This is a genomic window from Micromonospora sp. NPDC049204 (genome assembly GCF_040647935.1).
Classification (GTDB): domain Bacteria; phylum Actinomycetota; class Actinomycetes; order Mycobacteriales; family Micromonosporaceae; genus Micromonospora.
This window is the reverse complement of the sequence record NZ_JBEZDC010000018.1, coordinates 156979-169248: the sequence shown is the minus strand read 5'-3', so window position 1 is coordinate 169248 and position 12270 is coordinate 156979. Positions and strand designations below refer to the sequence as shown.

The 12270-nt window shown below is 71.6% G+C and carries 10 protein-coding genes; 1 reads left to right on the top strand and 9 read right to left on the bottom strand.

From position 1 onward, the window contains the following. Positions 1-89: 89 nt before the first annotated feature. From AB0A90_RS28685 to AB0A90_RS28675, 3 genes are all read right to left on the bottom strand, one after another. Positions 90-1136: a hypothetical protein gene (locus tag AB0A90_RS28685; protein WP_357253967.1), complete on the bottom strand. Its 1047-nt coding sequence runs from the start codon at positions 1134-1136 to the stop codon at positions 90-92. A 133-nt stretch (positions 1137-1269) separates the two neighbouring features. Then, positions 1270-3390: a RecQ family ATP-dependent DNA helicase gene (locus AB0A90_RS28680; RefSeq protein ID WP_357253965.1), complete on the bottom strand. Its 2121-nt coding sequence runs from the start codon at positions 3388-3390 to the stop codon at positions 1270-1272. Between the two features lie 59 nt (positions 3391-3449). After that, complete coding sequence (locus tag AB0A90_RS28675; RefSeq protein ID WP_357253964.1) at positions 3450-5246, bottom strand: BTAD domain-containing putative transcriptional regulator; 1797 nt, start codon at positions 5244-5246, stop codon at positions 3450-3452. A gap of 141 nt (positions 5247-5387) precedes the next feature. Between AB0A90_RS28675 and AB0A90_RS28670 the strand changes: the two genes are divergently transcribed. Beyond that, positions 5388-6209, top strand: coding sequence for a hypothetical protein (locus tag AB0A90_RS28670; RefSeq protein ID WP_357253961.1), 822 nt, complete (start codon positions 5388-5390; stop codon positions 6207-6209). 58 nt (positions 6210-6267) lie between these two features. Here AB0A90_RS28670 and AB0A90_RS28665 read toward each other — a convergent pair whose 3' ends face one another. From AB0A90_RS28665 to AB0A90_RS28640, 6 genes are all read right to left on the bottom strand, one after another. Next, positions 6268-7014: an SDR family oxidoreductase gene (locus tag AB0A90_RS28665; protein WP_357253960.1), complete on the bottom strand. Its 747-nt coding sequence runs from the start codon at positions 7012-7014 to the stop codon at positions 6268-6270. 104 nt (positions 7015-7118) lie between these two features. Then, positions 7119-8222, bottom strand: a complete 1104-nt coding sequence (locus tag AB0A90_RS28660; protein ID WP_357253958.1) for a branched-chain amino acid ABC transporter permease — start codon at positions 8220-8222, stop codon at positions 7119-7121. Further along, positions 8219-9109: a branched-chain amino acid ABC transporter permease gene (locus tag AB0A90_RS28655; RefSeq protein WP_357253956.1), complete on the bottom strand. Its 891-nt coding sequence runs from the start codon at positions 9107-9109 to the stop codon at positions 8219-8221. Before AB0A90_RS28655 ends, AB0A90_RS28660 begins: the two co-directional genes overlap by 4 nt. After that, entirely contained in the window at positions 9109-9834 is a 726-nt protein-coding gene (locus AB0A90_RS28650; protein ID WP_357253954.1) for an ABC transporter ATP-binding protein, read from the bottom strand. Before AB0A90_RS28650 ends, AB0A90_RS28655 begins: the two co-directional genes overlap by 1 nt. Further along, complete coding sequence (locus AB0A90_RS28645) at positions 9834-10577, bottom strand: ABC transporter ATP-binding protein (protein ID WP_357253952.1); 744 nt, start codon at positions 10575-10577, stop codon at positions 9834-9836. Before AB0A90_RS28645 ends, AB0A90_RS28650 begins: the two co-directional genes overlap by 1 nt. A gap of 3 nt (positions 10578-10580) precedes the next feature. After that, positions 10581-11780 carry a substrate-binding domain-containing protein gene (locus AB0A90_RS28640; RefSeq protein WP_357253950.1) on the bottom strand — a complete coding sequence of 400 codons (1200 nt, stop codon included), beginning with the start codon at positions 11778-11780 and terminating at the stop codon, positions 10581-10583. Positions 11781-12270: the final 490 nt, after the last annotated feature.

The window sequence follows — 12270 nt, the reverse complement described above, 5'->3', positions numbered from 1 at the left end:
CGATAGCGCATCCCACTCGACGTCAGACAACTCGTAGCGACGACTCACGCCCTACATCATCCGACACCATGATCCTTTGAAGACACTGCCTAGGGGACGGTTAGGGTGAATTCGGCGGTTTTGACCTCGGCGTCTACCTGGAAGTCCAGGTAGAGGCGGTAGCGGCCTGGACCGGGAGTGGTCAACCAGAACTTGACCTGGCCGTCCACCAGTTCCGGCTCCGGGTGCACGTGCAGGTAGCCGAGGTCGCCCTCGCGCAACGCCACCAGGTGCCCGTACGCCCCGAGGTACCGCTCCAGCGGGGCGGCACCGCCGGCGCCGTCGATCCGGAAGGTCACCGGCACCGTCGCACCGGCCTGCGGAGTCCCCAGGTAGCCGACGGTGAACCCGTCCACCGTCGTCGAGGTGGCCGGGGCGGGCAGCGACCGAGGCCGGTAGTCGCCGGGCACGACCAGGTCGGCGCCGAGGGTCACCGCGGTCTGCGCGCCGTTGTCGGCGACCGCGGTGAAGTCGGCGTACGCGCGCCAGACGCCGGGCTGCGCGAGGGTCAACGGCACCGACCAGGTGCCATCCGCTGCCATGGTCGGATGCAGGTGCTGGTAACCGGTCAGGTCCCGCCGGACGACGATGAGGTGCAGCGGCTTGTCGTGCACGATGGCGAACCGGGTGACCGGCCGGCGCTGCGCGTCGCGTACCTGGAAGCGGAGCTGACCGGGGCGACCCGCCGCGAACTCGGTGACCAGGGGGGCCAGGGTGAACCCGGCCGCGCTGACCGCCAGCCCGCCCGGCTCGGTGGCCGCGCCCTGATCGGTGGTCGTGGCGGAGCCGTGGTTGTGCGGCGCGACGCCCGGCGGGTCGGTGTGCTCGGCGGCCAACGACGGGCTGCCGGTGGTCCCCGTGGCGTTCACCCGGCCGAGGCCGAAGCCGAGCAGCACCGCCAGCACCAACCCGCCGACCACCAACGCCAGCCGGAGTGTGCTCCGATCCGGTGCGGCGGAGACCGGGTCAGACACCACCGCCGAATCGGAGACCCGGTCAGAGACCAGCGCCGGATCGGGGACCCGGTCAGAGATCACCACCGCGTCGGGGACCTGGTCAGGCACCACCGGGACGGCGGCGGGGCGCTGGTCGGTCATGCCGCCCACCGTACCGCCGCGACGGACCACCCCGGTCCGACGCCCGGACGGCGTGGCGACCGTCGCATTCGCCGCCGCCCGGGAACTATCCGGCACCGACGTGCGCGCGGCGGTCCACCCGGGTCGCGGCAGGTCAGCCGGCCACGGCGAGGGCGAGCGGGAGCACGTCGGGCGCGCCCGCCCGGCGCAGTGCCCGAGCCACCAGGGTCATCGTCCAGCCCGAGTCGACCAGGTCGTCGACGAGCAGCACCGGGCCGTCCAGGCCGGCCACGGCGTCGGCCAGGTCGACCGGCACGGTGAACGTGTCGTGCAGCGCGCGCACCCGTTGGGCGCTGTTGCCGCGCGGACCGGCCGGCCCACCCGGACCGGCCGGGGTGACCTCGCCGAGCAGCGGCAACCGGCCCACGGCGGCGATCCGTTCGGCCAACGAGCCGACCAGCCGGGGTCGTCGCCGGGAACCCACCGCGACCACACCCACCGGCCGGCGCGGCCACGGGTCGTCGCCGTGCGCCCACGCCTTCAACACCTCCACCACGGCCGCGACGACGTCGTCGGGCACCGGCGCGTCCGGCGCCTCCGGGCCGACGAGGTCGCGCAGCCGGCCGCCCCAGCCCAGGTCGGAGAGGCGCCCGACGGCCCGCCCCGGCAGCGCCTGCTCCGCGGGGGCGATCCGGCCCTTGAGGGGTACGCCCACCGCGTCCAAGCCGGTCGGCCAGAGCTTCTTGGGGGCGATCTCCACGCCAGGTCGGCCCAGGAACGTCTGCGCGGCGGCGAGCGCGGCCGTCGACACGTCGGCGACGAAGATCGGGTCGGCGCACCTGTCGCACCGCCCGCAGTCGGCCGCCCCGGCGTCGTCCAGGCACTCCCGTAGATACCGCATCCGGCAGTCGGGCGTGGTCGCGTACTCCCGCATGGCCTGTTGCTCGACGGTGCGTGCCTCGGCGACGCGGCGCAACCGGGCCTCGTCGTAGACCCAGGGCTCTCCGGTGGCGAGCCAACCACCGCGCACCCGGCGGACCGCGCCGTCCACGTCGAGCACCTTGAGCATCAGTTCCAGGCGGGTCCGGCGCAGGTCGACGAGGGGTTCGAGGGCCTGGGTGCTGAGCGGGCGGTCGGTGTGCAGCGCGGCCAGCACGGCACGCACCTGCTGCTCCGGAGGGAACGCCAGCGAGGCGAAGTAGCGCCAGATGGCCGCGTCCTCGACGCCGGGCAGCAGCAGCACCTCGGCGTGCTCCACGGCGCGGCCGGCGCGGCCGACCTGCTGGTAGTACGCGATCGGTGAGGGGGGTGCGCCGAGGTGGACGACGAAGCCCAGGTCGGGTTTGTCGAAGCCCATGCCGAGCGCGCTGGTGGCGACCAACGCCTTGATCTTGTTGTCGAGCAGGTCCTGCTCGGCGGCTCGCCGGTCGGCGTCCTCGACCTGCCCCGTGTACGAGGACACCGGGTAGCCGCGGGAGCGCAGGAACTCGGCCGTCTCCCCCGCTGCCGCCACGGTCAGCGTGTAGACGATGCCCGAGCCGGGCAGCTGGTCCAGGTGGTCGGCGAGCCAGGCCAACCGGTGCGCCGGGCTGGGCAGGTCGAGCACACCGAGGCGCAGCGACTCGCGGTCCAGGGTGCCGCGCAGGACGAGGGCGTCACCCAACTGCTCCGCCACGTCCTGGGTGACCCGGGTGTTGGCGGTGGCGGTGGTGGCCAGCACGGGCGTGCGCTCGGGCAGCTCGGCAAGGAACGTGCGCAGCCGCCGGTAGTCGGGGCGGAAGTCGTGCCCCCAGTCGGAGACGCAGTGCGCCTCGTCGACCACCAGCAGCCCGGTGGTCGCGGCCAGCTTGGGCAGCACGCCGTCGCGGAAGTCCGGATTGTTGAGCCGCTCCGGGCTGATCAGCAGCACGTCCACCGCACCGGTCTGGATCTCCGCGGTGATCTCGTCCCACTCGTCGAGGTTCGCCGAGTTGATCGTGCGGGCCCGGATGCCGGCCCGGGCGGCCGCCTCGACCTGGTTGCGCATCAACGCCAGCAGCGGCGACACGATGACCGTCGGGCCGTGCTCGCCGCCCTCCCGCAGCAGGGCGGTGGCCACGAAGTAGACAGCCGACTTGCCCCAACCGGTGCGCTGCACACAGAGCACCCGCCGCCGGTCGACGACCAGCGCTTCGATCGCCCGCCACTGATCTTCGCGCAGCCGGGCGTGGTCGCCGGCCAGCCGACGCAGCACCGCCTCGGCCCGTTCCCGTACCGCCGCCCGCTCGTCGCCCATCCGGCATTTCTACCAGCAACGGGAGACGTCCCTGCCCGTCGCGCCCTGTGCGGGTCGCCTCACTCGACCCGGCCGGGTGTGGCCGCGGGCGGGGCGGGCACCGGCGGCGGGGGCAGGAAGATGAGCAGCTCGCGCAGGGAATCGGTGAGCACCGGCGGGAGGAGGCACCGGCCGGCCAGGTCCTCCATCGAGCCGAACGGCCCACGGAGCCAACGGTCCATCACCACCTGCCGTGCCTGCCCGGCGGTGATCCCGGGCAGCTCGGCGATCGTCGGCTCGCCGACCGCGTTGACGTCCACCAGGCCGCCGTCGTCGAAGGTGCGGTACAGGTCGGGCCGACCGATGTGCAGCTCCTGCCGCGCCGCCGGGTAGTGGTAGAGCAGGTAGCGGGCCTGCTCACGGCGGACCCGACGGTCGTCGACCACCGGCGGAGGCGACCCCGCGATCCGATTGGTGAGGGCCGACCAGAGCGCGCCGTTGAGCAGAATCGTGTGCACGACCCCGATCAGCCAGACGAGCAACCAGGCCACGACCAGGAGACCTTCGGTGTCGCTCATCTCCTCCGAGTCGCTGTTGCCGAATATCGCGATGATCGTGGCGGTCAGCGACAGATAACCCACACCGATGAGTCCGTTGCGCCAGCTTCGCCGCCAAGTGGCGTAGAGCAGGACCACCAGCCAGGTGAGCAGACCGAAGGAGAACACCGCGGTCAGCGTGCCGACGATCGTCACGCTGACACTCAGCCAGCTCGGCGCCGACTGCCCCCGGGTGTTCCGGGACGAATGCCGGTCCGGGGGCACCGCGACCGGAAACGGAACGGGCGGTGGGGTGAACGCGACAGCCGGCGACCCGGGCGGGCTGGGCTGCGCGGTCGGCGGCGGCAGGGGCGGAGCGGCCGGCGTTGGTACGGGCGGCACGGGCGGCGTTGGTACGGGCGGCACGGGCGGCGTTGGTACGGGCGGCGTTGGCGCGGCCGGCACGGGCGTCGGTGACGGTGCCGCCGGCGCGGGCGGGTCGGCTGGTTGTCGAGGGCTGGGAGCCGGCGTGGGTCGGGGTGGTTCCGGCTCGCTCGACGGCTTCGCCACGGTGAGGGTCGGGTCGGAGCAGAGGATGCGCCGGTGCAGGGCCTGAAGCGCCTCGCCCGGCCCGATGCCGTACTCCTCTCGGAGGAGGTCGCCGAACTCCCGGTAGGCCGCGAGCGCCTCCGCCTGCCGCCCACCGCGATAGAGCGCCAGCATGAGTTGGTGCCGCGGTCGTTCCCGGACCGGGAACTCGGCCACCAACTCCACCAGTTCCCCGACCATCTCCCGGTGCCGGCCGAGGTCCAGCATCAGATCGGCCCGGGTCTCCAACGCCACGGCCCGCAGTTCGATCAACCGTTGCCGTGCCGCCTCCAGGAACGGCCCGGTGAAGCCGGTGAACGGCTCGCCCTGCCAGAGCGCCAGGGCGGAGGCCAGTTCGGTCAACGCCTCAGCGGCACGACCCTCGGCCCGTCGCTGCCGGGCGCGGTGGATCCCCCGCTGGAAACGGACCGCGTCGACCGCGTCCGGATCGACGCGGAGCAGGTACCCGGCATCGGTCAGGCTCAACACCTGGCCCGGCGTACGCGGCGACCGCTCCGGCTCCAACACCCGGCGCAACCCGGCGACGTACTTCTGCACCACGTTGGGGCCGTTCGCGGGCGGATCCTCCGGCCAGACCGCCTCGACGATCTGCCCGGTGGACACCGGACGGCCTGCGGAGAGCAGCAGCACGGTCAGCACAGCACGCTGTTTGCCGGGGCCGAGGTCGATCTCGCGGTCGGCGTACCAGGCCCGCTGAAGCCCGAGGATCTCGAAACGCAGCGTTGCTGACATGCCTATTCCCGCTCCTGACACCTCCGGCAGCGCCGGACGGCAGTGCCCGGCAGCCGGACGGCAGCATATCGGCAGCCGCACCGCCGTGCCTGCCGACAACATGGTCATCGGCACCAGCCACGCAGCGAGAAAGAGAATGTGATGACACAGGCAACGGGCACCGCGAGCACCACCCGCCGCACGGTCGGCGTGATCGCCGCCATGCTGGCCACGACCACCCTGCTCGGCGGGTGCGGACCCAAGAGCGAACCGACCTCGGCGCCGCAGAGCAGCCCGAGCGCCAGCCCGACCGCCGACCCGAAGCAGGTGCTCCTGGATGCCGTCCCGGACGGGGCCGAGGGGACGTTCCGGTTCAGTGGCAGGGACGCGTCCAGCACGATCGCCGGACGAGTCGACCCGGACGCGAAGGGCGTCGAGCTGAACACCACGATTCCGCCCGGCGCGGATGGCATCACCGTCAAGATGTCGGTGCTGATCATTGCCGAGGAGGCCTGGATGAAGATCAAGTTGACCGGCCAGGCGGGCCTGCCGAAGTTCCCGGACAAGTGGATGAAGCTGGACCGCACCAAGCTCGCCGACAGCGAGACCATTCCGGCCTACGACGGCGTCGACCAGGGCAACGTGGGTCCGCTCATCCAGGCGGCCACCTCGGTGGAGGAGAAGAGCCCTGGGCAGTACGCCGGAGTCATCGACGTCAGCACCGGTAACGCCGCAGAGGTGTTGGAGGAGGGTGAGGCGGCGGCGCTTGGCGAGGCGGGCAAGACGGTGCCGTTCACCGCTGTCGTCGGCGCGGACAAGCGGCTGTCCTCGCTGACGCTGAAGATCCCGGCGGCCGGCAAGGCGAAGGCGTACGACTACGTCGTCAACTACGCCGACTACGGCACCACTCCGAAGATCAGCGTGCCGGCCGGCGCCGCCGCGACGATCGCGCCGAAGATGGCGTACGAGATCTTGAACGGCTGATCGACCACGTAGGAGGGCGGCGACCAACGGGGGTCGCCGCCCTCGTGCGTTCGTGTGGTCAGCGGCCGAGGACCGAGCCCCCGTTGACGCCGAGGACCTGGCCGGTGACGTATCCGGCGGCCGGGCTCGCGAGATAGCGGACGGCCTCGGCGATGTCGTCCGGTAGCCCGGCCCTCGCGACCAGGGTCGCCGCTACCCGCTGCGCGTGCCCCTCGGCGGTCATCCGGTCGCCGAAGAACTCGGTCTCGGCGACATAACCCGGGCTCACCACGTTGACCGTGATCTGGTCCGGGCCGAGCTTCGCCGCCAGGTCGTACGCCCAACCGTGCAGGGCCGCCTTCGCGGCCGAGTACGCCCCACCGCCGCCACGCTGGGCGGCGATCGAGCTGACCAGGATCACCCGCCCGCCGGGCCGACGCAGGACCGGCCGCAGCGCCTCGGTCAGCAACACGGCGGTGAGTACGTTGGCGTCCAGGTTGGCCCGCCAGTGCGCGGCGGTCCCCTCCAACGTGGAGGTGTCCCCGCCCAGGTAGCCGCCGGCGTTGTTGACCACCACGTCGACCGGCCGACCGCCGACCGCCGCGAGCACCCGGTCGAGCTGCTCCGGCTCGGTCAGGTCAGCGGTCACGGCGGTCACGGCGTCCGGCCGCCCGCAGTCGACCGCGATCTGCGAGGCGGCGGCCGACAACACGTCCGCGCGCCGCCCGACGATCAGTACGTCGTAGCCGTCCCGAACAAGCGAACCGGCAACGGCCGCCCCGATCCCGGTCCCACCCCCACTGACAACAGCGACCCGAGAGTCCATCTCCCCAACCTCCCCCTGCACCGAAACCCGTCGATCATGAAGTTATCGCCATCCGCCGTGTTGTGGCGATAACTCCATGATCGACGGGCTCAGAGGGGGTGGGGTTAGCGCGGGGGGCGGAGGGAGCGGGTTAGGTGGGTTAGGCGGGGGGCCAGGCTGGTCAGGCCTCCTGGGAAGAAGTAGACGGCCAGGATGAAGACCGTGCCCAGGACGAACAGCGGCTGGCTCAGCGGGCGGCTGAGGACGGCCGGCAGGTTGTCCACCGCGTCGCTTGTGCCGAACGCGGTGAGCCGGTGGTCCAGGTACATGTAGAGGACGCCGCCGAGCACCGGCCCCCAGCGGGTGCCCGGACCGCCGAGCACCACCATGACCAGCAGCGACAGGGTCAGCTCGGAGGACGTGATGTGCGGTGAGGCACCGCCGACGATCAGGACGTAGACCACCCCGCCCGCCGACGCCAGCCCGCCGGCGAGGGTGAACGCCACCAGCTTGTAGCGGTACGGGTCCAGCCCGAGCACACCGATCCGCCGCTCGTCGTCCCGCAGACCGGCGAGCACCCGACCGGTCGGTGACCCGCTCACCCGGTGCACCACGAAGACCACAAGCGTCAGGTACGCGAGCGCCAGCCAGTACAGGTTGACGGTGTTGGTCACGCCAACCAGCCCGGCGGGCAGCCCGGACACGTCCAGCGGCAGGCCCTCCTCGCCGCCGGTGAGCCCGCCGAAGTCCCGGGCCACCAGGATCGCGCCGACCTGGGCGAAGGCCAGCGTGACCATGGCGAACGCGATACCCACGGTCCGCAGCGCCACCGCGCCGAGCAACGCGGCGAGGATCGTCCCGCCGGTGATGGTCAGCAACGCCGCCTGCCACAGCGGCAGACCGGCCCGGGTGATGAGGATGTCGGTGCCGTACACGCCGGCGGCGAAGTACAGCGCGTGCCCGAAGGAGAGCATGCCGGTCCGGCCGAAGAGCAGGTCGTAACCGGCCGCCAGGCCACCGAAGATCAGGCAGATGGCGAGCAGTTGCAGGGTGCCGGGCGAGTTGACCGGCCCCTCGAAGATCCCCGGCAGGGAGATCGTCGAGTACGGCAGGATCGCCAGCACCACCACCGCGACCAGCGGCAGGAACGGGCGCACCCGGTGCCACCGCCCCCGCTGCGGGGTCAACTCGTCGGGCACCTGCGCCGGAGGCGCGTCGATCACCGTCATGCCGTTGCCACCTTTCCGGCGATGCCCTGCGGACGCAGCAGCAGCACCACGGCCAGCAGCCCGACCACGCAGATGTCGCCGAGCCCGGACGTGCCGTAGTAGTTGACGAACTGCTGCACCAGCCCGACCACGACCGCCGCGTACGCGGAGCCGACCACCGAGCCCATCCCACCGATCACCACCACGATGAACGCGAAGATCAGCAGTGAGCTGCCCTGGCCGGGCGAGACGGTGCCGAAGTAGACCCCGCCGAGCGCCCCGGCGAGCGCGGCGGCCGCCCCACCGATCGCGAAGACCAGGGTGAACGCCTTGCGCACGTCGATGCCCAGCGCGGTCACCATCTCCCGGTTCTCCACGCCGGCCCGGATCACCAGCCCGTACCGGGTCCAGCGCAGGAACGCCAGGATCGCGCCGAGCACCAGCACCGCCGCGATGATCAGCAGCAGGCCACCGTTGGGCACCTGCGCGCCGAGGATCGCGGTCACCTGCCGGGTCCAGTCCGGACGCGGGAACGGCCGGGCGTCCGCACCCCAGGTGGCCTGCAACAACGCCACCCCGGCGAGGGACAGGCCGACGGTGACGAGCACCTGTTCGATGGTGCGGGAGTAGAGCGGGCGGATCAGCACCAGCTCGACCAGGATCGCCACCAGCGTGCCGGCGGCCACCCCGAAGGCGACCGCGAGCACGAAGCCGAACCCGTCGGAGCCCGCGCCCGGCAGGTTGCCGGCCGCCCACCAGGTGCCGTACGCGCCCACGCCGAGGAACAGCCCGTGCGCGAAGTTGAGCACGTCGGCCAGGCCGAAGACCAGGGACAGGCCGGACGCGACCAGGAAGTACAGCGCCGCCAGGCCGAGCCCGGTCAACGTCAACAGGATCACGGTCCCCATCAGTGGGACACCTCCGCCGAGCCCACACCCAGCAACGACTTGGTCAACGCGGTCTCCAACAGCAACTCGTGGGCGTCGCCGGTCCAGGCCACCTTGCCGGCGGCCAGCACCACCGCATCGCGGGCCAGCCGGCGTACCACCGCCAGGTTCTGCTCGACGAGCAGCACCGGGACCGACTCCGCAACCCGTTCCAACACCTCGGCCACCTCGGTCACCACCTTCGGCGCCAACCCCTTGGTCGGCTCGTCGACCAGCAGCAGCCGGTTGTCGTTGAGCAGCACCCGCCCGATCGCGAGCATCTGCTGCTGCCCGCCGGAGAGCGAACCCGCCCGTTGCCGTCCGCGCCGGTCCAGCTCCGGGAAGAGCGCGAAAACCTTGTCGTACGCCGGGCTGGTGCCGCGCCGTTCGGCGAGCCGCAGGTTCTCCGCGACGGTGAGGCCGGCGAACACGCAGCGGTCCTCGGGCACGTAGCCGAGCCCACCGCGGACCAGCCGGTGGGTGGGCCGGGCCAGCAGGCTCTGCGCGCCCATCCGGATGGTCCCGCGGACCTCGCCGGCGGGCGGGGTGAGGCCGACGATCGCGCGCAGCGTGGTGGTCTTGCCGACGCCGTTGCGGCCGAGCAGGACGGTCACCCCGGTCGGCGCGACCGTGAACGACACCCCCTGGAGGATGTGCAGCCCGGAGATCCGGACCGACAGGTCCTCCACCGTGAGAACTGGTTCCATCAGAGCGACTCCCCCAGGTAGGCCTCTTGCACCGTGGGGTTGGCCATCACCGTCTCCGGGGTGTCGCAGGCCAGCAGCGCGCCGTGGTGCATGACGGCGATCCGGTCGGCCAGTTCCAGGATGACGTCCATGTGGTGCTCGACCATCAGCACCGCCCGGCCGCTGTCGCCGGTCAACGACTTGATCACGGCCACCAACTCGGGTACGTCCTCGGCGCTGACCCCGGCCATCGGCTCGTCCAGCAGCATCACCCGCGGTTCGCCGGCGAGCAGCAGGGCGATCTCCAACTTGCGCTTCTCGCCGTGGGCCAGGGTGCCGGCGAGGGCCGTACCCCGGTGGGCGAGGCCGACCCGGTCGAGTGCCGTGTCGGCGGCGGCGGCGACCTCCCGGTCGGCCGCCGCCCGCCGCCACAGTGCCATCGAGCCCCCGCGGTGCGCCTGCACGGCGAGCCGGACGTTCTCCCGCACGCTGAGCGAGCCGAAGACCGAGGACGCCTGGAAGGTACGGCCCAGCCCGAGGCGTGCCCGCCGGTGCGGCGGGAGCTCCCCGATGTCCTGCCCGTCCAGGACGACCCGGCCCTCCGTGGCCCGGCGCAGGCCGGTGATCAGGTTGAACAGTGAGGTCTTGCCGGCGCCGTTCGGCCCGATCACGCCCAGGAACTCTCCGGGCGCGAGGTCGAGGTAGACGCTGTCGACGATGGCGACCTCACCGATCCGCCAGGTCAGACCGCGGGTGGCGAGCATGACTCAGCCCTTCATGGCCACGGCCGGCGGCGCGGTCTCGTCACCGGTGAGGCTCTTCTGCGCGGTCGCCGTGAACGCGGTGCCGCTGCCGGTCAGCTTGGCCTGGAACATCGGCTGGAGCAGCGCGTGGTCGGCGGCCCGGATGGTCATCTTGCCCTTGACCCCGTCGAAGCTCCAGCCCTCCAGGGCGGTGACCATCTTGTCGACGTCGTCCCCACCCTCCTGCACCGCTCGGACCACCATCTGGGCGGCGGCGAAGCCGTCCGGGTGGAACAGGTCGATGGTGCTGACCTTGGCCTTCAGCGCCTTGCTGGCCTCCGTGTCACTGGCACCGTCGAAGTAGTGCGACAGGAAGGAGATCTTCGTGCCGGCCGCGCCGAAGGTGGGCCAGGACGAGCGGATGTCCAGGCCGGTGACGACAGTGGTGGACGAGAGCACGCCCTGCTGGTCGAGGCTCTGCCACATCGCCGGGGCGGTGGTGCCGGCCCAGGCCACGAAGAGCAGGTCCGGCTTGGCCGCCTTGATCTGGCTGGCGAACGGCGTGAACTCGGTGGCGCTGGCCGGCGCCCGGACACTGCTCACGGTGGCGCCCGCGCCGCCGATGACGGCCTTGACGGCTGCCTCGTTGGCGTCGCCGAACGCGCCGTCCTGGGCGAAGACCACGACCTTCTTGCCGGTCGGGTCGCCGATGAACGACTTGGCGGTCACCACGTCCTGGTAGGACTGCCGCCCGGAACGGAACGTGTACTTGTTCGCGCCCGTCACCGCGTCGGTGGCGGCCGGACCGGAGATGAACAGGACCTTGTTCTGCGCCGCGATCGGCGCGACCTGAAGCGCCACGCCGGAGGCGGTGGAACCAGCAATGATCTTCGTGCCCTTGCCGATCAGGTCCTTCGCGGCGGAGACAGCCTTGGCCGGGTCACCCGCGTCGTCGACCTCGGTCAGCTCGATCTTCCGGTCACCGACCTTGCCGGTGCCCTTCGTGGCGAAGTCCAACCCCGCCTTGAACCCCTCGATGTACTGCTTTCCGTAGCTGGCCAGGGCTCCCGACTGGGAGTACACCAGACCGACCTTGACCGGCGCGGCGTTGTCGCCGCCGCCGGTGGCGGTGTCCTGCGGGCTACCACAGGCCGTGGCGGCCAGTGCCGCAGCCATCATCGTGGCGGCGGAGAGGAACGCCCGCCGCGTGTGCCGGACCGTCATCGCGACTCCAGGGTGAGGACAGGATGCTGTGTTGTCGGCTCACGCTAGAAGTGACGTCACCCACGAGCTATGTGGCGGAAACACACAAGTAACAGGAATGAGGTGGCCGGGGGTTACAACGGGCCGCACCGCCACTCGGGAGCCCTTCCCTCCCGATGGCCCAAACCCCTACGGACCACCCGGCGGATGTGTCGCCTCGCGCCACCCGCCCCGCCCGGTCAACCGCAGGGCCCGTCGTGGTCGGCCGGGCGCGGACACCGCCGACGACCGCGGAGCAAGCTGTCACAGAAAACCTGATGCCGTACGCACTGAGTAGCCCAAACCAACCCCACCCGCCAAGCCCAGCGGCCAAGATCTGCGCAACTTCCCCGAGGTTGCTGCCTCGATCGGCTCTGAGACAGCAACCTCGGGGAAGTTGCCGCCTCACGCCCGGCCCATCCCCTCATGATCGTGCTCGATCCTGGATGTAGTGCCATATCGACGCGGCGAC

What these genes read in the sequence shown, in the direction of transcription:
- AB0A90_RS28680 (WP_357253965.1), bottom strand. Translation starts at nt 3,390, where the DNA reads ATGGGCGACGAGCGGGCGGCGGTACGGGAACGGGCCGAGGCGGTGCTG.
- AB0A90_RS28660 (WP_357253958.1), bottom strand. Translation starts at nt 8,222, where the DNA reads ATGACGGTGATCGACGCGCCTCCGGCGCAGGTGCCCGACGAGTTGACC.
- AB0A90_RS28640 (WP_357253950.1), bottom strand. Translation starts at nt 11,780, where the DNA reads ATGACGGTCCGGCACACGCGGCGGGCGTTCCTCTCCGCCGCCACGATG.
- AB0A90_RS28655 (WP_357253956.1), bottom strand. Translation starts at nt 9,109, where the DNA reads ATGGGGACCGTGATCCTGTTGACGTTGACCGGGCTCGGCCTGGCGGCG.
- AB0A90_RS28650 (WP_357253954.1), bottom strand. Translation starts at nt 9,834, where the DNA reads ATGGAACCAGTTCTCACGGTGGAGGACCTGTCGGTCCGGATCTCCGGG.
- AB0A90_RS28675 (WP_357253964.1), bottom strand. Translation starts at nt 5,246, where the DNA reads ATGTCAGCAACGCTGCGTTTCGAGATCCTCGGGCTTCAGCGGGCCTGG.
- AB0A90_RS28645 (WP_357253952.1), bottom strand. Translation starts at nt 10,577, where the DNA reads ATGCTCGCCACCCGCGGTCTGACCTGGCGGATCGGTGAGGTCGCCATC.
- AB0A90_RS28665 (WP_357253960.1), bottom strand. Translation starts at nt 7,014, where the DNA reads ATGGACTCTCGGGTCGCTGTTGTCAGTGGGGGTGGGACCGGGATCGGG.
- AB0A90_RS28685 (WP_357253967.1), bottom strand. Translation starts at nt 1,136, where the DNA reads ATGACCGACCAGCGCCCCGCCGCCGTCCCGGTGGTGCCTGACCAGGTC.
- AB0A90_RS28670 (WP_357253961.1), top strand. Translation starts at nt 5,388, where the DNA reads ATGACACAGGCAACGGGCACCGCGAGCACCACCCGCCGCACGGTCGGC.